The organism is Phytohabitans flavus, assembly GCF_011764545.1.
GTDB lineage: Bacteria > Actinomycetota > Actinomycetes > Mycobacteriales > Micromonosporaceae > Phytohabitans > Phytohabitans flavus.
Window position 1 is genome coordinate 5860055 of sequence record NZ_AP022870.1, and the last position, 21041, is coordinate 5881095.

Here is a 21041-nt window from a genome sequence, read left to right on the forward strand (position 1 = left end):
CCATCCTTGATCGGGTGAGCCGCATGGAATGGGTGGTCTTCGACCGGCGGGATCCGTCGGTCGTGGTCGAACTCATCCGCGGGGTCGCCGCCACCGGCGACCCCGGGGAGTACGGCGACGGCGTCGAGGTCGTCGTCGAGGCCCCGGAGCCTTCGTTCCTGCGCGATGTGTTCGGTGCCGAGCCGGCCAGCGCGCACATCGCGGTTACCAAGCCCGGCGGCGAGGTCGGCTACCCGTTCCACGTACGGCTGGTCAGCGACCAGGGTGGCGACGCCGGTCAGCGGGCGCCGCGACGGGCCGGCTGGGCGATCAGCAACTCGGTCGGGCTGGCGTTCCTGATGCAGAAGGGCGCGGCCGGTGCCGCGCCGGACTGGGCCGACCTGGTCGACGGCGCGATCGCCGCGCTCACCGCCCTGCGTACCGATGCCGACGACCCCGGCTGGCGGACCCGCGTGGATCGCGAGGTGTCGCGCGCGTCCTGGTAACCCCTTATCGTGGTTACGTGACCATGGTGCTCCACCACCCGGACGGGCAGGTCTTCACGTTCGATGCGGGTGCGCTCAGCCTGGAGCTGTCCAGTACGAGCGGTGGCGAGGGGTTCCGGGCTCGGTTCGAGTTGCTGCACGAGCCGGCTGACTACCCACGCTGGGCCGCCCGCGGGCGTCTCGACCTGCCCGGACGCGGCATCGACCCGGCTGAGGTGATCACGACCGCCGCCGACCTCGCCGAGGTCAAGCTGCTGCGCGAGGCGCTGTGGGTGAGCGCGCTGCGGGCCACCGAGGGCAGGCGACCTGACCCTGCCGACCTGGCCGTGATCAACGAAATCGCCGCCGGTAACGGTCCGGTGCCGATGATCGACCCGCACACGAATACCGCAACGTGGCGCCGGCCGGTCACCGCCCACCAGCTCACCGTGGCGTACGCGCGGGACGCCGTCGACACGTTCACCGAGCCGGCGATCGGCCGGATCCGCATGTGTGCGGCGGACAACTGCGCCCTGATCTACCTGGACACGTCCCGGCCCGGCAACCGGCGGTGGTGCTCGATGCAGCGCTGCGGCAACCGTAGCAAGGTACGCGGGCACCGGAATCGCGTGGAGAAATCATGATAAAGGTGACGTGGGGCCAGATCCTTCGCTGGCGGATCGAGCGACAGTTCCTCGGCGCGACCCGGGGTGCGGACGCGGTCGCCGTGGCCCGGCGGCTGGGCGGTCTGCACGCCCAGCTCGCCGCCTCGGCGGTGACCGCGCTCGACCTGCGGGTGACCGGCGGCGCCACCGCGGAGAGCGTCGACGAGGAGCTGTGGGGGAAACGGCGACTTGTGAAGACCTGGGCGGCCCGGGGCACGCTGCACCTGCTGCCCGCCGACGACCTGCCCACCTGGGTGGCCGCGATGTCCACCCGTAGCCGCGAGAGCACCGCCTCCTGGCTGCGCTATCAGGGGGTGACCGCCGAGCAGATGGCCGACGTCATCGCAGCGGTGCCCGACGTGCTCGGCGGTGAGCCGATGACCCGTCAGGAGTTGGCCGACGCGATCATCAAGGCAACGCGGCACGACGACCTGCGCGAGCCGCTGACCCAGGGGTTCGGCATGCTGCTCAAGCCCCTCGCGTTCCGCGGGCTGCTCTGCTTTGGGCCGCCGCGCGGGCGCAACGTCACGTTCGTCGCGCCGCGCCAGTGGCTCGACTCCTGGGACGACGTCGACAGCGACGCGGCGATCGACACACTCACGCTCGCCTACCTCGGGACGTACGGGCCGGCGACGCCGGAGGAGTTCAGCCGGTGGTTCGACCTGAAGCCGGCACTGGCGAAGAAGGCGTTCGCGCGGCTTGGCGACCAGCTCGTCGCGGTCGAGGGCGGCTCGATGCCGGCCGCGCTCGTCGGCGAGGTGGCGCAGGAGCGACCGGTATCGGTGCTACTGCTGCCCGCCTTCGACCCGTACACGGTGGCGAGCATGCGCCAAGCCGACCGGGTGGTCACCGGCGACAACAGAGCCAAGGTCTCCCGCCCGCAGGGGTGGATCTCGCCGGCTCTTGTGGTCGACGGCCGGATCGACGGCGTGTGGGACGAGGGGACCGTGACCCCCTTCGTACCGCTGGCGAGGTCGATCCGTTCGGCCCTGGTGAGGGGGTTTCCCGGGGTCAGCGTCGCGGACTAGAGTGCGAGGATCTTTCGCGTTCTAGGAGGTCCGCGCGTGGCCTTTACCTGGGGTGTATCGACGGCGGCTTATCAGATCGAGGGCGGCGTCGGCGAGGGCGGGCGCGGGCTGTCCATCTGGGACACATTCAGCCACGAGCCGGGGCGGATCTCCGACGGCAGCACCGGCGACGTCGCGTGCGACCACTTCCACCGGTACGCGGAGGACGTCGACCTGATGGCCGGGCTCGGCATCGACGCGTACCGCTTCTCGGTCGCCTGGCCACGCATCCAGCCGGACGGCACCGGTCCGGCCAACGCGACCGGGCTCGACTTCTACGACCGCCTCGTGGACGCGTTGCTGGGCAAGGGGATCGACCCGGTCGTCACGCTCTTCCACTGGGATCTGCCGCAGGCGCTACAGGACAAAGGTGGGTGGCTGAGCCGCGACACAGCCTTCCGCTTCGCCGAGTACGCAGGGCTTGTCGCGGCGGCGCTCGGCGACCGGGTGCGGCTCTGGATCACGCTCAACGAGCCGTTCGTCCACATGACGCTCGGCTACGCCACCGGCGAGCACGCGCCCGGCCAGACGCTCCTCTTCGACGCGCTGCCGGTGGCCCACCACCAACTGCTGGGCCATGGTCTCGCGGTGACGGCGCTGCGCGCCCAGGGTGCCGCCGCGGTCGCCATCGCCAACAACTACACCCCCATCTGGCCGATCGGCGAGGGAGACGTGGCGGCGGCTGCTGCCTACCACGCGCTGCACAACCGCCTCTTCACCGATCCCTGCTCGGGCGCGGCTATCCGGAGCTTGGGCTGGACCCGTCGGTGGTACACGCCGGCGACCTCGACACGATCGCGGCACCGCTCGACGCGCTGGGCGTCAACTACTACAACCCCACAGGTGTACGTGCACCGTCCACTCCGGACAGCCCGCTGCCGTTCGAACTCGTGCCGATCTCGGGCTACCCCACGACGGCGTTCGGCTGGCCGGTGGTCCCGGACGGGCTGCGGCAGCTGCTCGTGTCGCTCAAAGAGGAGTACGGCGAGTCGCTCCCGCCCATCCACGTCACCGAGAGCGGCTGCGCGTACGACGGGATCGACGACCCGGAACGGGTGACCTATCTGGACGGCCACATTGGAGCGATGCGGTCGGCCATGGCGTCCGGTGTGGACGTTCGCGGCTACTTCGTCTGGTCGCTGCTGGACAACTTCGAGTGGGCCGAGGGGTACACGAAGCGCTTCGGCCTCGTGCACGTCGACTACGACACGCAGGTGCGTACGCCCAAGACGTCGTATGCCTGGTACCGGGATCTCATCAGAGCCTCCCGATGACGACCGGGGTCGAGGTCCCTGCCGCGCTCGCCGAGCCGACGGTTCCGGTACGGCGGAGCTGGATCGCGCTCATCTTCAGCGCCAACCTCGGCGTGTGGATGGCGTTCTTCACGCCGATCCAGGTGCTGCTCCCCAACCAGGTGGAGCTGATCGACCCGGCCAACAAGGAGGCGATGTTCGGCTGGGTGACCGCGCTGGGCGCACTCGCGGCGGTCATCGCCAACCCGCTGGCCGGCGCGCTCTCCGACCGTACGTCGCTGCGGATCGGCACCCGGGAGTACGGCCGCCGCCACGTCTGGACGCTCTCCAGCGCGCTCCTCGGCGCGGGGGCGCTGGCGGTCCTCGGCCACCAGCGCACGATCCTCGGCGTCGCGGTCTGCTGGGTGGCCGCACAGGTCTGTTTCAACGCCGCGCTCGCGACGCTCACCGCCGCCATCCCGGACCGGGTACCTGTGGCCCAGCGCGGCGGCGTATCCGGCTGGGTGGGCATCCCGCAGTCGCTCGGCCTTGTCGTGGGCGCGGTGCTGGTCACCGCGATCTTCACCGACAACAAGGCGGGGTACTACGCGGTGGCGGCGGCCGTGCTGATCCTCGCGCTCCCGTTCGCGCTGCTCACCCCGGACGACCCGCTGCCCCGCGCGTACCGCCCACGGGTGCCACTGCTCTCGGGCATGTGGATCAGCCCGCGCCGGTACCCGGACTTCGCGTGGGCCTGGGGCACCCGGTTCCTCGTACAGGTCGGCAACGCACTGGGCACGCTCTACCTGCTCTACTTCCTGCAAGATGGGGTCGAGTACGCCGACCCCGAGGGCGGCCTGCTCGTGCTGATCCTGATCTACACGGCGGGCATGATGGCCACCGCGGTCGTGGCTGGGCGGCTCTCCGACCGTTCCGGCCGGCGCAAGATCTTCGTGATCTGGTCCGGCGTGATCATGGCGGTGGCCGCGATCTTGCTCGCGGTCTGGCCGCTGTGGTCGACGGCGATCGTGGCGGCGGTGCTGCTCGGCGCCGGCTACGGCGTCTACCTGGCGGTCGACGCCGCGCTGATCACGCAGGTACTCCCGCGCGCCACCGACCGAGGCAAGGACCTTGGCGTGATCAATATCGCCAACTCCGCACCTCAGGTGCTCGGCCCGGCCATGTCCGCGCCGATCGTGGTACACCTCGGCGGCTACCCCACGCTGTACGCGCTCACCGCCGCCGTCACCCTCCTCGGCAGCGTCTTCGTGGTCCGGATACGCTCGGTGCCGTGACCGTACGCGTGCGCTTCGCCCCGTCTCCCACCGGAATGTTCCATGTCGGCGGTGCCCGTTCGGCGCTGCAAAACTGGATCTATGCGAAGCAGCACGGCGGCGTATTCGTCCTGCGGATCGAGGACACCGACGCCGCCCGCAACCGCCCGGAGTGGACCGAGGGCATCCTCAACGCGCTCGACTGGATCGGCATCGAGCGCGGCACGTACGAGGGACCGTACTTCCAGTCCGCCAACGCGGGTGAGCACCGCGCCGCCGCGGAAAAGCTCTACGCCGCCGGCCGCGCGTACTACTGCGACTGCACCCGCGAGGACGTGCAGGCCCGCACCGGCTCCCAGTACCAGGGATATGACGGCTTCTGCCGCGACCGCGGCCTGACCCCTGGCCCCGGCCGGGCGCTGCGCTTCCGCACTCCGGACGAGGGCCTGACCGTCGTGGTCGACCTCATCCGCGGCGAGCCCACCTGGGAAAACAAGCTGCTGGAGGACTTCGTCATCGCCCGCGGCGACGGCTCGCCGGTGTTCCTGCTGGCCAACGTGGTCGACGACATGACCATGGGCATCACGCACGTCATCCGCGCCGAGGAGCACCTGCCCAACACGCCGAAGCAGCAGCTGCTCTGGGACGCGCTGGGCGTGCGGCCGCCGATCTGGGCGCATGTACCGGTAGTGGTCAACGAAAAGCGGCAGAAGCTCTCCAAGCGGCGCGACAAGGTGGCGCTGGAGGCGTACCGGGACGAGGGCTACCTCGCCGACACGATGCGCAACTACCTGATGCTGCTCGGCTGGGCGCCCAGCGGCAACCGGGAGATCGTGCCCTGGTCGGTGGTCGAGGACGAGTTCCGGCTCGACGAGGTCAACCCGTCGCCGGCGTTCTTCGACGAGAAGAAGCTGCGCGCGTTCAACGGCGAGTACATCCGGGCCCTCGACCCGGCCGCCTTCTCCGCCGCCTGCCAGCCCTGGCTGAGTGGCACCGAGACCATCCCGCCACCCCCGTGGCGCCCGGAAGACTTCGACCCGGCCGCCTTCGCCGCAGTCGCGCCCCTGGCTCAGACCCGCATCACGGTGCTGAGCGAGATCGTGCCGAACGTCGATTTCCTGTTCGTACCCACCCCGGAGATCGACGAGGCCGCCTGGGAGAAGGCGATGAAGGACGGCGCCGCCGACCTCCTCGACGCGGCCGCCGCCGCTTTCGACGCCCTTCCGACCTGGGACGCCGAGTCCCTGAAGGCGGCGCTGGAGGCGGTGGGCGCCGCACGCGGGCTGAAGCTGGGCAAGGCCCAGGCACCGGTACGGGTCGCGGTCACGGGCCGGAGCGTGGGACTGCCACTCTTCGAGTCGCTTGTCGTGCTCGGCAAGGAGCGCACTCTGGCCCGCATCGAGGGCGCCCGCGCCCGCCTCATCTGACCGAGGATAAGAAAAACCCGGCCCCAGAGGAGCCGGGTGAATTATGCGGAAAGTATAACACGAGGGCCGTGGTGCTGGGCGATCCGGTTTACCAATCGAGCGGTTTGGTTAAGGCGCCAGCCGGATCCGGAAGTTGGTGCGGGTAATAGTCGTCTTGGCGGAGCCTGCGCCACCAGTGGTTGCCTACCCCTTCCGATGGGAGGCCGGCCAGATCACCGGCGAAGGGCGTGTTTCGCGGATTGACGAGCCCGACCGGGACTCGCTGCCGGGCGACCTGCACCGGCAGTCGCAGGTCGCTGTCGTTGGACATAACCACGACACCGTCCACTCGGCCCTCGAGAATGTCCATCAACAGGTGCGACGCGACGTTGACGTCCGTGCCCTTCTCCTCCTGATGTAGGAGCGAGACCATAAAGGCGGCCTCGCCATCGATGATCGGTGTCGGGTATTGCACCTTTATCGGCCACTCAGGCCTCACCACTACGGGGACACCGCCCGGTCCTCTCGTCGCGAGCGGCGCATGCTTCACCCTCGCCACATAGTTTCCGTACTCGATCAGGTCGACACTCTTCGTCTCCGCGAGCGCGCGGAGATAGACCTCCTGGTCGGCGTTGCCGCTCGGGTTCGTCGCGCCATCGATCCGCGCTGTGCAGTAGACGATTCGGTCGATGGCGGCGCCTGGCCAGCCGCGCTGTGCCGTCACCAGCGACGTGGCCAACGCACGCAGGTCGAGCCACCGCCAGCCGGGGGTGCCACGGCCACAGACCGCGCGGCCTCCGTAGTAGAGGTTGTAACCGTCGATGTACACGCCTATGCGTGTGGGAATCGGGGGCATGGCGGCTGACGGTACGCGGAAGTCGCTGTTGGTGATGACCCGCCAACTCGCTGTAGATCACGCAGGTCCCCGGGCGAGCGGTATCGTGAGGTCCGCGGCCGTCCGCGGTCCGGGCGCGGTTTCTGGCCGGGGACGAGGCCGGCGGCGGCGAGGAGCGGATCGCGAAAGGGTTCGCCGAGCGGGTCACGCTGATCTCGATCGGCGAGCGTTCGGGGATCGCGCGGTTCGGAGGGCTGGGCGAGCTGCGGGCGGAGCAGTTGCGCGAGCTTCCGCGTACCAAGGCGGCGGCTCGGCCGGGAGACCCGGCCCTACCTTGGCGACACCTGGGCGTTCGCGATGATCGAAGGGCTGGCCACGGCGCGAGTGCCGCTCGTGGCCGCCGGCAGGCCCGTGGACCGGCAGACCCCGGTCACGCTGACCGAGGCCGGCATCCAGGTGCTCGCGGCGAGCGGGACCACGCGGTGCTCAACGGCGTCGACCGCTGGATCGGTGGCGTGCACTTGCTGGGTACGCCGGCGTGGCGGTGGGACGAAGGCAAGGAAGCGATCGTGTAAAGAGGCGGTGCGAGAGGGAGTGGCCACTTTGTACCCAGAGGCCACCTACCAGCGGGTGGCGGCGGGTCAACTCTTCAGCCGCACCACAATGTGGCGCCCAGGCCCCACGACCGGCGGCGGCCGGTTACGATTCGGCGGCCGAATGAATAGCCATGTTGTAACGCTGGCGACGATCGCAGATAGTTCGAAAAACCTAGGCTGCGCATGCAACCGCGCAAGACATGGCGGAGTCTTTGGTTTGAGCGGATCGCCGGCCACACCACGGGGCGGGACCATCCATCGGGGCGGGGAGGTCGGTCATGGTCGCAAGGATGAGCCGCCGATGGTTCATGAGCGGTGCCGCGTTGGTCGTCGTCGCCGCTCCCCTGCTCGTCCCGTCGCCCGCCATGGCCGCTCCGCCCAGGCCCGACATGGTCACCGTCGACAGCGAAGAGATGGATCCGGCCATCGCGGTTCGCGCCAAGGCCAACCCGGATCTCTTCGAGGCGGTGCTTAGCCAGGTCGACTGGCTGGCCACGGCCAAGGGGCAGACCAGCTCGCCGAAGGCGGCCAACCTCGGCCCCAAGTTCACTGTGGTCGTCCACATCGGTGAGCAGCCGAAGCAGACCTACGACCTCTACCCGCTCGCGGCGGGCGGCCCCCGCGCCTTCCGCCCGGCAAAGCAGCCGGACAAGCGCAAGACGACCAACGCGTGGTTCTACGGGCGGCTCAACATGTCCGAGACCCTGCGGGCGGCCGGCGTTCCGCTGCCGGAGCGGCCGGAGACGCTGCACGGCGGTATCGGCGGCGGCGAGCGCGTCTTCGACCAGGACACGCTCAACCCGGGCCGCGACCTGGACAAGCTGCTGGCCGACCTGCGCGAGGTGCTGCTGCTCAACGGCGCGGTGGTCCTCGCCATCACGCTGGGGCTGGCCGGCATCTCGCTGCTCGTCCGACGACGCACCCGCTAGCGCCCGTGGGCTGGCGCCCGCCAGCGCACGCGCGGCCTAGAGCGGACGCGCGGGAGCGCAGCGAGCGCGCCACTAGGCCCGGCAGCACGCGCGGGCAGCGGCTCGACAGCGAAGCATCGCGGCGAGGTCAGCACCACCGGTCCGGCGGACGCTCCCGCCGGGTCGCGCGGGCCTGCGGTCGGACGGCGCCGTGCCGATGAGCGCCCGCCCATCCCGCACGGCTGGACCGGCACACCGCCGGGCCGCGCCGCTCGGGGACGAGCGTTCGCCCCTCGTCGGGTGGCGGCTCATCCACCGGATCGTCTGACGCCTCTACAGGGGCACCAGACGCAACGTCTGTCGCACCGGGAGCGGCCGGCGGCACCGACTCCTCCACGGGCTGCGGACCGGCGCCGCATACCCACCGCAACACCCTGCCGGGCACGACGTGCTCACCCAGCAGGTAGTGCTGCTCGCCCTCGACGCTGCCGTGTTCGGCCTCCCCGTGCGTCATATTCCGATCTCCTCACCGGCGGACGACCGCCTGCACCAGGCACCCCCGGTGCCTACTACATCACTCCTTGGCCCGTGCTGGAAATAACGTGGCCCACAGTGGGAAGGCGATCAACCAGACGACGAGCGCGACGGTGAGCCGCCCGATCCACGCATCCAACTGTTCGGTCCGGTCCCGGTCGCCGACCAGGAGGATGCCCCCCACCAGCAGTCCGCAGGCGACCACCCAGCCGGCCAACCCCTTGAACCACTCCCGCCACTCGTACCGGGCACGCTCCCATCCGCCCTTCGGCGGCTTCCACGGCGGCGGTCCGCCTGCGAAGCGGTGGGCGAACCGCTGGTCCGCCCACCGCACCATTGAGTGCCCGAAGGCGATGGAGAATCCGATGTACGCCGCGGCCAGGCCGTGGGTGGAGGTGGCCTCCGCGCCGCGCCGCAGGTCGACCATCGTCGCCCCCAGCAGCACCACGTCCACGAGGGGCACACACAGCAGGAGTACGGCACCGACGCGGCGCCACCGCAACAGGTACCGCGCGACGAGGCCGGCGCCCAGGATCACCCAGAACCCGATCTCGCACGCGACGATGATCGCCAGAATCATGGTCTCAGCCTCGCCGCGAGGTTGGCTCCGGGCCTCGGCGGCGGTGAGGGAATCCGTGTACATCCTTCGACGGACCCCGCACCCCCGTCAGCTCGTCGTCCGGTCGGAGGCCGCGTGGCGGAACGTGTGATGTGATCGGAGTGTGCCCAGTACGAGCGGGGTTCGCGAGGCTACGGCCCGGACCACGACGGCGGACGAGCGCCGAGCGACGGCGCGCCAGCAGGCACTGCTTCGACGGGATCTGACCCTGGCGGGCCTGTCGCTCGTCGGCGGCCTGGCCATGCTCGCGCTCGGCGTGGCGCATACCATCCAGCCGTGGCCGACGCGGCCGCCGACCGTGCTCTTCGTAGCGCCGCTCCTGCTCGTCTGCGTCGCGCTCACCCTGCGCCGCATCGCCACCCGCACCGGCCTCGCCCTCGGCACGGCCGCGCTCGCCGCCGACCTCGCGCTGGGCGCTTCGCTGGGCACGCTGCTGGTGTACTCGCAGGTCATCTATGACGCCTGCCTTTACGGCTCGGCCCGGATGTGGCGGATCCTGCTGCGGGTCGGCATCGGCGTAAGCGCCGCCAGCGCGATCGCCGGCCCGATCCTTTTCGGCTCGTGGCGCGGCGTGCAGCTCGCCATCCCCGCGGTGCTGATCCTGGTACTGCCGGTGGTGACCGCGATCAGCGTGCGGCAGTACCGGGACCAGGCCGCCGCCGAGCGGGCCCGCGCCGAGCAGACCGCCCGCCTCGTCGAGCTCGACCGCCGGCAGGCGGTAACCGCCGAGCGCACCCGGATGGCCCGGGAGCTGCACGACGTGATCGCCAACCACCTCAGCGCGGCGGCCATCCACGCGACGGCGGCCCTGTCTGTACGCGAACGCGACCCGGAGGCGGTCGAGCAGTCGCTCAAGGTGATCCGCGAGAACAGCGTGCAGGGGCTGGCCGAGATGCGTCAGATGATCGAGCTGCTCCGCGAGGGCGCGGGCGACGACGAACCCACCCGCGTACGGCTGGCCGAGCTCGACCAGCTCATCGCGCAGGCGCGGGGCGCTGGGCTCGCCGTCGAGCTGAAGACGACCGGCGAGCCGTATGCGCTGCCGGTGGGGGTGGACCTCGCGGGGTACCGGATCGTGCAGGAGTCGCTCACCAACGCGCTCAAACACGGGACGGGCCGCGCGGACGTGGCGGTCGCCTATGACAGCGGGGTCGTCTCCCTCACCGTCGAAAACCCCATCAACGGCGCATCGGCGGTACCCGGTGCCGGCGCTGGCCTGATCGGGATGCGCGAGCGGGCCGCGCTGCTGCACGGCCGCTTCGACGCGGGCCACGACGGCACCCGCTGGCGAGTCCACGCGGAGCTCCCCACGGCCATGGAAGAGCTGGCATGACGATTCGAGTGGTGATCGCGGACGACCAGGACGCGGTACGGGCAGGCCTCGCCATGATCCTCAATGGCGCACCGGACGTGGAGGTGGTCGGCCAGGCCGCCGACGGCGCCGAGGCGCTCACGCTGTGCCGCCGCCTCCACCCGGACGTGGCCGTACTGGACGTGCGCATGCCCCGCCTGGACGGCATCTCCGCCACCCGCGAGATCGTCGCCGAGGGCCTAGCCGACGTGCTGGTGCTGACCACGTTCGACCTGGACGAGTACGTCTTCGGCGCCCTCCGCGCCGGGGCGGCCGGCTTCCTGCTCAAGGACACCGACGCGGCCGGCCTGGTCGAGGCGGTGCAAACCGTGGCCCGAGGGGACGGCATCATCGCACCGGCCGTGACCCGCCGGCTGATCGCCGCGTTCGCCGCCACCGCACCGGGCACCCCAGCCGCCCTGCGAGCGGCCGTGGACGGGCTCACGCCACGCGAACGGGACGTGCTCGCCTGCCTCGGGCAAGGCCTGTCCAACCTGGAGATCGCCGAACGCCTGGAGTTGGCCGAGTCGACCACCAAGACCCACGTGAGCCGCATTCTCACCAAACTGGCGCTTCGCAGCCGAGTGCAGGCCGCGATTCTCGCCCAGGACCTCAATCTTCTATCGATCAAGGGATTTGATGGATGATCGGCCAGTAGCCCCAACGGAGTGAACTGAAATCTTCCCCGGCATGCCGACATTCCCTGGGGACACCCGAGTTGACAGCCGCCGGTGCGCGCGCTATAAAGGACTCAATGTTCCCCGCCATCCTGGCTCCGGCCCGGATTGGCGGGGATTATTCGTTGCTGGCGGAGCGATCCCGTGACAGATCGCATGATGCTCTTCATCGACTACCAAAATGTCTATCGCGGCGCGCGCGAGTGCTTCCACCCTGAGGCCGATGCTCCGAGCATCGCCGGACAGATCAGCCCAATTCTGCTTGGCGAGCACATCGTCGCGACAAGCCCGTTCGACCGGGAGTTGGCGGGCGTCCACATCTATCGTGGCCGGCCCGACGCAACTCGGGATCCTCGGGGAACGCAGCTTGTGCACGGCAAGTCGAGGCGTGGACGCGCGACCCACGGGCAACCGTGATCGCCAGACCACTCCGCTACCCACGCGGATGGCCACACCGCTGTCAACCTGGCGAGAAGCCCCAAGAGAAAGGTATCGACGCAGCGCTTGTAGCGGATTTCGTCCAGTTGGCCTGGGAGGATCAGTATGATGTCGGCGTACTTATGTCGACGGACACCGACCTCAAACCTGCCCTGGAAAAGGTTGCCGCTCGGGCTGGAAAGCGTGTGGAGGTTGCTGCTTGGCGTGGTGAAGGTAGGTACAACCAGCGGCTCTCTATTGATAGTGCGCGGCTCTGGTGTCATTGGCTTGACCGCAAGGTCTATGAGCAGGTTAGCGATACGACAAATTATTCGCGACCGTAGTGCGCACCGCGAGCGGTGATCACGTGGGCGGTCAGCGGGACCACCGTCAGCGCGAGCAGCCACCCGCCCACGACGTCGGTCGGCCAGTGGGCCAGCAGCAGCACCCGCGTCGCGCCTACGAAGAGGGCCAGCGCCGCCGCCCCCGCTACCACCAGCGCCCGCCCGCGCCTTGCCAGATGGGGCCAGAGCAGCAGCACGGCGACAAGCGCGGCCGACGCGGCGTGTGACGTGTGGCCGCTCGGAAAGCCATTGCTGTCCACGAAGACGAAGCCGTTCGGCGGGCGGGGACGGTGCACGGCCCAGTGCATGAGCCCCCACAGCGCCGGGATCAGCACGGTGACCCACGCGCACAGGTAGGCCTCGCGGCGGTGGCGGCGCAGCAGCAGGCCCACGGTCGCGACCACGCCCACGGCCACGAAGGGGATCGTCGCGCCGACGTCGGTGGCGACCCGCAGCGCGTCGATCTGCCGTGGGTGGTCGGTGCCGTACCCCCGCAGGTCCTCACTCGCCGTAACGTCCAGCCGGTTGAGCGGGCCCCAGTCGGCCGCCACCAGGGTCATCAGCGCGAGAAACGCGACCAGCGCCGCGACGGGCACGACCAGCGGAGGGCGGGCGATCATCCCGGCCATAGTGGCACGGACGCCGGCATGACAGGCTGGGACCGTGGGTGAGGACGGCACCGCGCTTAGCGAGACCGTACGGCGGATCGAGCGATCGGCCGGCTCCCTCGCGACCGCGAGCGTGGCCCGCATGGACGAGACGCTCCCGTGGTTCCGCGAGCTGCCGGCCGACCAGCGGGCCTGGGTCATGCTTGTCGCCCAGGCGGGCGTGCGGTCCCTTGTCGAGTGGCTGCGCCGGGAGGGGCGGCGGCCCAGCCAGGACCTGGCCGACGAGATCTTCGACGCGGCACCCACGGCACTGGCCCGCTCGATCTCGCTGCAACAGACCGTGGCGCTGGTCAAGGTCACTATCGACGTCGCCGAGGAGCAGGTGCCGCACCTGGCCGTACCCGGTGAAGAGGGTGCCCTCCGCGAAGCTGTGCTGCGGTTCTCGCGCGAGGTGGCCTTCTCGGCCGCGCGGGTCTACGCGCGGGCCGCGGAGTCACGCGGCGCCTGGGACGCGCGGCTTCAGGCCCTGCTTGTCGACGCGCTGCTGCGCGGCGACTCCTCGGACGTGCTGGCCAGCCGGGCGGCCGCACTGGGCTGGGCGGACGCGCCGCCGGTGGCGGTCGCGGTGGGTCGCTCGCCGGGCGGTGAGGCGGCGGCGGTACTGCACACTGTGTACCGGGCCGCGCGGCGGATCGGCGTGGAGATCATCGGCGGCGTGCACGGCGACCGGCTGGTGCTGGTGCTGGGCGGGGCGAGCGACCCGCTGTCCGCCACCGCCAAGCTACTGGCCGGGTTTGGGGCTGGCCCGGTCGTGGTCGGGCCGGCGGTGACCACACTCGACGAGGCGACCGAGTCGGCGCGGGCGGCGCTGGCTGGCTTCCGCGCCGCGCCCGCGTGGCCGGACGCACCGCGCCCCGTGCTCGCCGACGACCTGCTGCCCGAGCGCGCGCTGGCCGGCGACGTCGAGGCGCGCCGGCGGCTGCGGCTGGACGTGTACGGTGACCTGATCCGTGCCGGCGGCGAGCTGTTGGAGACCCTCGACGCGTTCTTCGGGGCGGGCGGGGTTTTGGAGGGCGCCGCGAGGGCACTATTCGTCCACCCAAACACCGTGCGTTACCGGCTCCGCCGGGTCGCCGACGTCACCGGCCTGTCGCCACTGACCCCACGGGACGCGTTCGCGCTCCGGATGGCGCTCACGATCGGACGGCTCGACCCGCAGGCACCTGTGACGCAGGCCACAACCTGAACGATCCCTAGGGCGCCACCTGCGATCTTTGTAGGTTCTCCACAAAGTCTGTAGTGCGGTTTGGTGCATGGCAGCAAATACCTGACCCGTGAGTATCAAGGAAAGTCGTAGTCGTGCTCGCCGTACTGTCGCCCGGACAGGGCTCCCAGAAGCCCGGATTCCTGACCCCATGGCTGGAGCTGCCCGGCGCCGAGGCGCGCCTGCGGTGGTGGTCCGCTCTCGCGGGCGTCGATCTCGTGCACCTAGGCACCGAGGCCGACGCCGACCAGATCAGGGACACCGCGCGTACCCAGCCGCTGCTTGTCGCCGCCGCTCTCCTCGCGGCCGAGCAGCTCCCCCTGTACGACGTCTCGGTCGTCGCCGGCCACAGCGTCGGCGAGTTGGGCGCGGCCGCGCTGGGCGGGGTGCTGCCTCCCGAGGCGGCGATCGCGTTCGCCGGCGTGCGCGGCCGCGAGATGGCCGCCGCCTGCGCGCTCGAGCCGACCAGCATGGCTGCGCTGCTCGGCGGGGACACCGACGAGGTCATCGCCGCCATCGATGCGTACGGGCTGTACCCGGCCAACCGCAACGCCGCCGGCCAGATCGTGGCCGCCGGCGCGGTCGACAAGCTGGAAAAGCTGGCCGCCGACCGCCCTGGCGGTGCCCGGGTCCGGACGCTGCAAGTGGCCGGCGCCTTCCACACGCCGTACATGGCATCGGCCGAGAAGGCGCTCGCCGCGGTGGCCGCCGGCATGACTCCGACCGACCCGAGCAAGATCGTGCTGTCCAACCTGGATGGTGCCGCCGTCAACCACGGCCGCGAGCTGCTCCAGCGGCTGGTCCGCCAGGTCACCGCGCCGGTGCGCTGGGACCTGTGCATGCGTTCGCTCGCCGACCTCGGCGTGACGGCGGTGATCGAGCTTGCCCCGGCCGGCACGCTCGCCGGGCTGATCAAGCGGGAGCTCGCCGACACCGGGGTGCCCGAGATCGTCACCCTGAACACCCCGGACGACCTGCCCAAGGCGCGCGACCTGATCGCCCGCCACGGTGTCGCACCGGACCACGAGCCGACCCCCCAGTTCCGGGTCGTGGTATCGGCGAGCGCCGGCACCTTCGAGCCAGCCGCCGGCCTCGCCGAGGGTGACGACATCTCCGCCGGGCAGGTGATCGGCCTCGTCGCCACCCGCCAGGGCGCGGTCGAGGTCGCGGCCCATGACGGGGGCGTGCTGACGGAGTGGCTCGCGCACCACGACGACCCGGTCGCCCCGGGCCAGCCCCTCGCCCGCATCGGAGGACACCTCTAATGGCCGGTTCCCGCATCCTTTCGATGGGCCACTACCAGCCCTCCCGCCTCGTCACCAATGACGACCTCGCCGCCATCGTGGACACCAACGACGAGTGGATCCGGGACCGGGTGGGCATCGTAACCCGCCGGATCGCGGAGGGCGAGACGGTCGCCGACATGGCCACCGCCGCCGCGGGCAAGGCGCTGGCCGCCTCCGGGCTCACCGCCGCGGACATCGACATGGTCGTGGTCGCCACCTGTTCCTCGATCGATCGTTGCCCCAACGTGGCCAGCCGGGTTGCCAACAAGCTGGGCATCGCCGCGCCCGCGGCGATGGACGTCAACACCGCGTGCTCCGGCTTCTCGTACGCGCTGAGCACGGCCGACCACGCGATCCGGGCCGGCGCCGCGCGCAACGCGATCGTGATCGGTTCCGAGAAGCTCTCCGACATCACGGACTGGAGCGACCGTTCGACCTGCGTGCTCTTCGGCGACGCGGCCGGTGCGGCGGTGGTCACGGCGACACCCGACGGTGAGGAGCCAGGCATCGGGCCGGTCGTGTGGGGCTCGGCGCCGGAGAAGGCCGACGTACTCAAGATCGAAGGCTGGCAGCCGTACATCCAGCAGGAGGGGCAGACGGTCTTCCGCTGGGCCACCACGATGCTCGCGCCGCTCGCGCTCCAGGCCTGCGAGCGGGCCGGCATCGCGACGGAGGAAATCGCTGCCTTCGTGCCACATCAGGCGAACGCCCGAATCATCGACGGTATCGTCAAGCGTCTCGGCATACCCAACGCGGTGATCGCGAAGGACATCCTCGAGTCAGGCAACACGTCGGCGGCAAGCGTGCCGCTGGCCCTGTCGAAGCTGATCGAGCGACGCGAGGTGCCTTCCGGCGCCCCGGTCCTGCTCTTCGGCTTCGGTGGCGGCCTCACCTACGCCGGACAGGTCATCCGCTGTCCGTGACGATCCCCATTGCACGAGAGGAAACAATCCCCATGACCCGTGACGAGATCATCGCCGGCCTCGCCGAGATCCTCGAAGAGGTGGCCGGGGTGAACCCGGACGACGTGGCCGAAGAGAAGTCGTTCACTGACGAGCTCGACGTGGACTCGCTCTCGATGGTCGAGGTCGTGGTCGCGGCCGAGGAGAAGTTCGGGGTCAAGATCCCGGACAACGAGGTCCAGAACCTCAAGACCGTGGGTGACGCTGTCTCCTACATCGAGAGCAACGCCTGACCATGCCACACACAGACGTCGTCGTCACCGGGCTCGGCGCGACCACCCCGTTGGGCGGGGACGTCGCGTCCACCTGGGACGCAATGCTTGCTGGCCGCTCCGGGGTGGGTCCGCTCACCCAGGAGTGGGCGCAGTCCCTCCCGGTACGGATCGCGGCGCAACTCGCCGTCGACCCGTCCGAGAAGATCGAGCGGGTCAAGATGCGCCGGCTCGACAGGTCCGAGGCGGTCGCGCTGATCGCCGCGCACGAGGCGTGGGCCGACTCCGGACTCGCCGACTCCGGGCTGGACACCGAGCGGCTCGCCGTCAGCGTCGGCACCGGTATCGGCGGTGCGATGACGCTGCTCGCCCAGGACGACATCCTTGAGGCCTCCGGCCCGCGCAAGGTTTCGCCGCACACCGTGCCGATGCTGATGCCCAACGGCCCGGCCGCCTGGGTCGGCCTTGAGCTCGGCGCCAAGGCCGGGGTGCACTCGGTCGCCAGCGCCTGCGCCACCGGCGCCGAGGCGATCGCCCAGGGCGTCGAAATCATCCGCGCCGGCCGCGCCGACGTGGTGGTGGCCGGCGGCTCCGAGGCTGTCGTACACGCGCTGCCGATCGCCGGGTTCGCCTCCATGCGCGCCATGTCGGTCCGCAACGACGATCCCGAGCGGGCCTCCCGCCCGTGGGACAAGGGGCGCGACGGCTTCGTGCTCGGCGAGGGCGCCGGCGTCGTCGTGCTGGAGCGGGCCGACCATGCCAAGGCTCGCGGCGCCAGGGTGTACGCGCGCCTCGCCGGTACCGGCATCACCTCGGACGGGTTCGACATCGTGCAGCCCGACCCGGAGGGCACCGGCTTCGTCCGGGCCGTCCGCATGGCGCTCGCCGAGGCGGACCTGGCGGGCACGGATGTCGTACATGTCAACGCGCACGCCACCTCCACGCCGACCGGCGACATGGTCGAGGTGGCCGGCCTGCGCACCGCGATCGGCGACCATGTGGTGCTGACCTCCACCAAGTCGATGACCGGCCACCTGCTGGGCGCGGCCGGCGCGGTGGAGACCATCGCCACGATCCTCGCCATCCGCGACGGGGTCATCCCGCCGACCATCAACCTCGACGACCCTGAGGACGGCCTGCTCGACGTGGCGGCGCACAAGGCCCGGCACGTCGACGTCCCCGTCGCGCTGAACAACTCGTTCGGCTTCGGCGGTCACAACGTCGCGCTGCTCTTCACCCGGCCCTAATGGGAGGAAACGCCGTGACCACCACGTCTGTCACCCCCGATGCGTCCACTGTGGACTATCGCGACCCCGAGGTGCGGCTGCGTGCCCTCTTCGACACCGGGTCGCTGCGGCTGATGATGCCGCGCGACGACTCCGGTGTCCTCTGGGCCCGGGGCGAGATCGAGGGCACCCCCGCGATCGCGTACGCCAGCGACGGCACCAGGATGGGCGGCGCGATGGGCACCGAGGGCTGCCGTCACGTCGTCGACGCTATCGACGAAGCCGTCCGCGAGCGGGTGCCCGTGCTGGGCCTCTGGCACTCCGGAGGCGCCCGGCTCGCCGAGGGCGTGGTCGCGCTCGACGCGGTCGGCCAGGTCTTCGCCGCGATGGTGCGTGCCTCCGGGCGCGTGCCGCAGATCTCGGTAGTTGTCGGCCCGGCGGCGGGCGGCGCGGCGTACGGCCCGGCGCTCACCGACATCGTGGTGATGGCCGGCGCCGGCCGGATCTTCGTCACCGGCCCTGAGGTGGTCCGCTCGGTCACCGGCGAGCAGGTCGACATGGAGCGCCTCGGCGGCCCCGAGCCGCACGGCCGGCGTTCCGGCGTGGTGCACGTGACCACCAAGGACGACGAGTCGGCGATGACCGAGGCGCGCAAGCTGGCCCACCTGCTGGGCCGCCAGGGCCGCCTCAGCCCCGCCGACGTACCGCTCAGCGACGTCGACGGCCACGACATGGCGGCCCCGATGCCGCCCGAGGCGAGCCGGGCGTACGACGTGAAGCCCGTGGTCAAGGCCCTTCTCGACGGCGAGTCGGTGGAGCTGCACGCGCGCTGGGCGCCCAACATCGTGACGACGCTGGGCCGCTTCGCCGGTCGTACCGTCGGGGTCATCGCCAACAACCCGCTGCGCCTGGGCGGCTGCCTCGACTCGGCCAGCGCGGAGAAGGCGGCCCGCTTCGTGCGGATGTGCGACGCGCTGGGCGTACCGCTGATCGTGCTGGTCGACGTGCCCGGCTACCTGCCCGGCCTCGGCCAGGAGTGGGACGGCGTGGTGCGGCGCGGTGCCAAGCTTCTGCACGCGTTCGCCGAGGCGGTGGTGCCGAGGGTGACGCTGGTGACCCGCAAGGCCTACGGCGGCGCGTACATCGCGATGAACTCCCGCTCCCTGGGCGCGACCGCGGTCTTCGCCTGGCCGAACGCGGAGCTCGCGGTCATGGGCGCCTCCGCCGCGGTCAACATCCTGCACCGCAAGAAGCTCGCCGCCGCACCGATCGAGGAGCGCGAGGCGCTGCGCACGCAGCTCGTCGAGGAGCAGACCCGGGTGGCCGGCGGCGTCAGCCGGGCACTGGAGATCGGCGTGGTCGACGACGTGATCAAGCCGAGCGAGACCCGGCGCCGCATCGCCGAGGCGCTGGCCTCCGCGCCAGCGGCCCGCGGCGCCCACGGCAACATCCCGCTGTAAAGGCACAACCCCACGCCACGAGGCGTCGATCTAGGGCGAGTCCACGCGACTCGCCCTAGATGCTTTCAGAGAGAGATCCGAGCTACCGCGACGCCCGCGGTGGTCCAGACCGCTGCTCCCGCGGCCTCACCCTCCGCGTCACACACCCACGCCGGCGAGCTGCGCGGGGGATGCTTCTGCCGCCTATCCGGTCGCTTAAGGCCCGGAATCAGTTGCTGACGGCTCGCCAGCACGCCGCTTCAGCAGATCGTGGTACCTAGCCTGTCTCTGTGGTGCCTGTCGCAGAATCGCCAGATTCGCGCCGCGTTAACCCTCGCTGGCCGCCATTCGACGGCCAGCGGCCACACGGCCGTGTTTTCGATCTGCCGCTCCGACCCATCGCGGGGGCACTGCGCCCGGTATCGCGGGCCGCGATGACAGGGGTGCGCCCGGCTTTGGGGAAATCTATTGCTGCCATAGAGCCTGTGTCTGAACTGGTTTGGTGGTGGTGTGTTAGGGGTGTTCGGCGTGGCGTGGGGGTATGGGTACGGGCTCTTGATAGGTAGACGGTTCCTACACCTACCCACCCTCAAGAGCCCGCGATGTCATTGAACCCTGCCCAGCTCACCGAGGCCAAGCCTGCCACGGCGGTGTCGTGCCAGTGCGGTTGTCTCACTCGCACCCGCCGGTATCCGACCGACATGACCGACGCCCAGTGGGCGATCCTGGAGCCGCTGCTACCGGTCCCGGCCTGCCAACTGCCCTCCGGTGGCCGACCCGAACGCCATCACCGGCGTGCGGTCCTGGACGCGATCTTCTACCTGGTCGACAACGGTGTGAAATGGCGGGCCCTGCCCGCGGACTTCCCACCCTGGCGGACCGTCTACGGCCTGTTCGCCCGCTGGTCAGACAACCTGAACACGATCGAGCTGACCGACCGACTCCGCGCCAACCTCCGCCAAGCCCTGGGCCGCAACCCACAACCATCCGCCGGCTGCATCGACTCCCAATCCGTGGCCGAAACAGCCGAAGCCACCGTCCCCACCTCCACCAGCGGCTTCGACCCCTACAAACGCGTCAACGGCCGCAAACGCCACATCACCGTCGACACCCTCGGCCTCCTACTAGGCGTCGTAGTCACCCCCGCCAACGTCCAAGACCAACACGCCGCCCGAGCCCTGCTCGCCGACGCCGACCGACACGGCATCACACACCTGTGGGCTGACAAGGGCTACCACGTCGACGCCCTGATCACCACCGCGAAAGAACTATGGGACATCACCATCGAGATCGTCCGACGCGACCCCACCATCCGCGGCCTACAAATCCTTCCCCGCCGATGGGTCGTCGAACGCACCTTCGCCTGGACCAGCCGACGACGCCGCTGCGCCCGCGACTACGAACGACTCACCGACCACCACGAAACCATGACCCACTGGGCCGCCATCCTCACCATGACCCGACGACGAGCCCGACACCCCTAACACAACCCACCCCAACAAGTTCAGACACAGGCTCCATAGCAACCATGAATCTCCCCAAGGTGTCGGCGCCGAGCCTTGCGCACTCCCGGCGGCGGTCACACCCACCAGACCGCAGACCGTGATCCCGAAAGGTTCATAGAGGCCGATGGTCGCTCTGGCTCGCCGGGGTAG

General features: G+C 70.3%; 22 protein-coding genes and 1 pseudogene. 18 read left to right on the forward strand and 5 right to left on the reverse strand.

The window, feature by feature from the left end; genetic code table 11:
- Positions 1-14: 14 nt before the first annotated feature.
- The 6 genes and pseudogenes from Pflav_RS25635 (at position 15) to gltX (ending at position 6129) form a co-directional block, all read left to right on the forward strand.
- Positions 15-485, forward strand: coding sequence for a hypothetical protein (locus Pflav_RS25635; protein WP_173038863.1), 471 nt, complete (start codon positions 15-17; stop codon positions 483-485).
- 23 nt (positions 486-508) lie between these two features.
- A complete protein-coding gene (locus Pflav_RS25640; RefSeq protein WP_173042633.1) occupies positions 509-1108 on the forward strand; it encodes a CGNR zinc finger domain-containing protein in 600 nt (199 codons plus the stop codon).
- The gene (locus tag Pflav_RS25645) at positions 1105-2157 is read left to right on the forward strand and encodes a winged helix DNA-binding domain-containing protein (RefSeq protein WP_173038864.1); all 1053 of its coding nucleotides are present in this window, start codon (positions 1105-1107) and stop codon (positions 2155-2157) included. The genes Pflav_RS25640 and Pflav_RS25645 overlap by 4 nt, the downstream gene beginning before the upstream one ends.
- A 9-nt stretch (positions 2158-2166) precedes the next feature.
- Positions 2167-3470, forward strand: a pseudogene (locus tag Pflav_RS25650) (GH1 family beta-glucosidase).
- A complete protein-coding gene (locus tag Pflav_RS25655; RefSeq protein WP_173038865.1) occupies positions 3467-4723 on the forward strand; it encodes an MFS transporter in 1257 nt (418 codons plus the stop codon). The pseudogene Pflav_RS25650 and the gene Pflav_RS25655 overlap by 4 nt, the downstream one beginning before the upstream one ends.
- The gene (gene gltX, locus Pflav_RS25660; protein WP_269474539.1) at positions 4720-6129 is read left to right on the forward strand and encodes a glutamate--tRNA ligase; all 1410 of its coding nucleotides are present in this window, start codon (positions 4720-4722) and stop codon (positions 6127-6129) included. Before Pflav_RS25655 ends, gltX begins: the two co-directional genes overlap by 4 nt.
- Positions 6130-6217: 88 nt before the next feature.
- Here the strand turns inward: gltX and Pflav_RS25665 are convergent, their stop codons facing one another.
- On the reverse strand, positions 6218-6937 hold the full coding sequence (locus tag Pflav_RS25665; protein WP_197938742.1) for an NYN domain-containing protein: 720 nt from the start codon (positions 6935-6937) through the stop codon (positions 6218-6220).
- Positions 6938-7272: 335 nt separating this feature from the next.
- Positions 7273-7464, reverse strand: coding sequence for a hypothetical protein (locus Pflav_RS25670; protein ID WP_173038869.1), 192 nt, complete (start codon positions 7462-7464; stop codon positions 7273-7275).
- A gap of 365 nt (positions 7465-7829) precedes the next feature.
- Here Pflav_RS25670 and Pflav_RS25675 point away from each other — a divergent pair, with 365 nt between their 5' ends.
- Positions 7830-8468, forward strand: coding sequence for a hypothetical protein (locus Pflav_RS25675; RefSeq protein ID WP_232071902.1), 639 nt, complete (start codon positions 7830-7832; stop codon positions 8466-8468).
- 127 nt (positions 8469-8595) lie between these two features.
- On the opposite strand, the gene Pflav_RS25680 is transcribed toward Pflav_RS25675, so the two are convergent.
- Together Pflav_RS25680 and Pflav_RS25685 are read right to left on the reverse strand one after the other, a co-directional pair.
- On the reverse strand, positions 8596-8961 hold the full coding sequence (locus Pflav_RS25680; RefSeq protein ID WP_173038873.1) for a hypothetical protein: 366 nt from the start codon (positions 8959-8961) through the stop codon (positions 8596-8598).
- 60 nt (positions 8962-9021) lie between these two features.
- Positions 9022-9561 carry a hypothetical protein gene (locus Pflav_RS25685; protein WP_173038875.1) on the reverse strand — a complete coding sequence of 180 codons (540 nt, stop codon included), beginning with the start codon at positions 9559-9561 and terminating at the stop codon, positions 9022-9024.
- A gap of 142 nt (positions 9562-9703) precedes the next feature.
- Here Pflav_RS25685 and Pflav_RS25690 point away from each other — a divergent pair, with 142 nt between their 5' ends.
- The 4 genes from Pflav_RS25690 (at position 9704) to Pflav_RS48955 (ending at position 12389) form a co-directional block, all read left to right on the forward strand.
- The gene (locus Pflav_RS25690; protein ID WP_197938743.1) at positions 9704-10933 is read left to right on the forward strand and encodes a sensor histidine kinase; all 1230 of its coding nucleotides are present in this window, start codon (positions 9704-9706) and stop codon (positions 10931-10933) included.
- Positions 10930-11598 (forward strand): response regulator, encoded by a 669-nt coding sequence (locus tag Pflav_RS25695; RefSeq protein WP_173038878.1) that lies wholly within the window; start codon positions 10930-10932, stop codon positions 11596-11598. The genes Pflav_RS25690 and Pflav_RS25695 overlap by 4 nt, the downstream gene beginning before the upstream one ends.
- A 174-nt stretch (positions 11599-11772) precedes the next feature.
- Positions 11773-12045: a hypothetical protein gene (locus Pflav_RS25700; RefSeq protein ID WP_173038880.1), complete on the forward strand. Its 273-nt coding sequence runs from the start codon at positions 11773-11775 to the stop codon at positions 12043-12045.
- Complete coding sequence (locus Pflav_RS48955) at positions 12042-12389, forward strand: NYN domain-containing protein (RefSeq protein ID WP_173038881.1); 348 nt, start codon at positions 12042-12044, stop codon at positions 12387-12389. The genes Pflav_RS25700 and Pflav_RS48955 overlap by 4 nt, the downstream gene beginning before the upstream one ends.
- Here the strand turns inward: Pflav_RS48955 and Pflav_RS25710 are convergent.
- Positions 12374-13009, reverse strand: a complete 636-nt coding sequence (locus Pflav_RS25710) for a phosphatase PAP2 family protein (RefSeq protein WP_173038882.1) — start codon at positions 13007-13009, stop codon at positions 12374-12376. The two genes, Pflav_RS48955 and Pflav_RS25710, sit on opposite strands and share 16 nt — an antisense overlap.
- A 43-nt stretch (positions 13010-13052) precedes the next feature.
- On the opposite strand from Pflav_RS25710, the gene Pflav_RS25715 reads away from it, so the two are divergent.
- The 7 genes from Pflav_RS25715 to Pflav_RS25745 all read left to right on the forward strand — a co-directional run bounded on the left by Pflav_RS25715 (position 13053) and on the right by Pflav_RS25745 (position 20870).
- On the forward strand, positions 13053-14243 hold the full coding sequence (locus tag Pflav_RS25715; RefSeq protein WP_173038883.1) for a PucR family transcriptional regulator: 1191 nt from the start codon (positions 13053-13055) through the stop codon (positions 14241-14243).
- Positions 14244-14356: 113 nt separating this feature from the next.
- Positions 14357-15526, forward strand: a complete 1170-nt coding sequence (locus Pflav_RS25720; RefSeq protein WP_173038884.1) for an acyltransferase domain-containing protein — start codon at positions 14357-14359, stop codon at positions 15524-15526.
- Positions 15526-16470, forward strand: coding sequence for a beta-ketoacyl-ACP synthase III (locus Pflav_RS25725; RefSeq protein WP_173038885.1), 945 nt, complete (start codon positions 15526-15528; stop codon positions 16468-16470). Before Pflav_RS25720 ends, Pflav_RS25725 begins: the two co-directional genes overlap by 1 nt.
- A gap of 32 nt (positions 16471-16502) precedes the next feature.
- The gene (locus Pflav_RS25730) at positions 16503-16742 is read left to right on the forward strand and encodes an acyl carrier protein (protein ID WP_173038887.1); all 240 of its coding nucleotides are present in this window, start codon (positions 16503-16505) and stop codon (positions 16740-16742) included.
- 2 nt (positions 16743-16744) lie between these two features.
- Positions 16745-17968 (forward strand): beta-ketoacyl-[acyl-carrier-protein] synthase family protein, encoded by a 1224-nt coding sequence (locus Pflav_RS25735; RefSeq protein ID WP_173038889.1) that lies wholly within the window; start codon positions 16745-16747, stop codon positions 17966-17968.
- Positions 17969-17982: 14 nt separating this feature from the next.
- On the forward strand, positions 17983-19407 hold the full coding sequence (locus tag Pflav_RS25740; protein ID WP_173038891.1) for an acyl-CoA carboxylase subunit beta: 1425 nt from the start codon (positions 17983-17985) through the stop codon (positions 19405-19407).
- Positions 19408-20087: 680 nt separating this feature from the next.
- Positions 20088-20870, forward strand: a complete 783-nt coding sequence (locus Pflav_RS25745; RefSeq protein WP_173038893.1) for an IS5 family transposase — start codon at positions 20088-20090, stop codon at positions 20868-20870.
- Positions 20871-21041: the final 171 nt, after the last annotated feature.

Excerpts from the sequence above, each read along its gene's own strand:
- Pflav_RS25710 (WP_173038882.1), bottom strand. The coding sequence starts at position 13,009 with ATGATCGCCCGCCCTCCGCTGGTCGTGCCCGTCGCGGCGCTGGTCGCG.
- Pflav_RS25735 (WP_173038889.1), top strand. The coding sequence starts at position 16,745 with ATGCCACACACAGACGTCGTCGTCACCGGGCTCGGCGCGACCACCCCG.
- Pflav_RS25680 (WP_173038873.1), bottom strand. The coding sequence starts at position 8,961 with ATGACGCACGGGGAGGCCGAACACGGCAGCGTCGAGGGCGAGCAGCAC.
- Pflav_RS25640 (WP_173042633.1), top strand. The coding sequence starts at position 509 with ATGGTGCTCCACCACCCGGACGGGCAGGTCTTCACGTTCGATGCGGGT.
- Pflav_RS25725 (WP_173038885.1), top strand. The coding sequence starts at position 15,526 with ATGGCCGGTTCCCGCATCCTTTCGATGGGCCACTACCAGCCCTCCCGC.
- Pflav_RS25745 (WP_173038893.1), top strand. The coding sequence starts at position 20,088 with ATGACCGACGCCCAGTGGGCGATCCTGGAGCCGCTGCTACCGGTCCCG.
- Pflav_RS25730 (WP_173038887.1), top strand. The coding sequence starts at position 16,503 with ATGACCCGTGACGAGATCATCGCCGGCCTCGCCGAGATCCTCGAAGAG.
- Pflav_RS25695 (WP_173038878.1), top strand. The coding sequence starts at position 10,930 with ATGACGATTCGAGTGGTGATCGCGGACGACCAGGACGCGGTACGGGCA.
- Pflav_RS25675 (WP_232071902.1), top strand. The coding sequence starts at position 7,830 with ATGAGCCGCCGATGGTTCATGAGCGGTGCCGCGTTGGTCGTCGTCGCC.
- Pflav_RS25645 (WP_173038864.1), top strand. The coding sequence starts at position 1,105 with ATGATAAAGGTGACGTGGGGCCAGATCCTTCGCTGGCGGATCGAGCGA.
- Pflav_RS25655 (WP_173038865.1), top strand. The coding sequence starts at position 3,467 with ATGACGACCGGGGTCGAGGTCCCTGCCGCGCTCGCCGAGCCGACGGTT.
- Pflav_RS25685 (WP_173038875.1), bottom strand. The coding sequence starts at position 9,561 with ATGATTCTGGCGATCATCGTCGCGTGCGAGATCGGGTTCTGGGTGATC.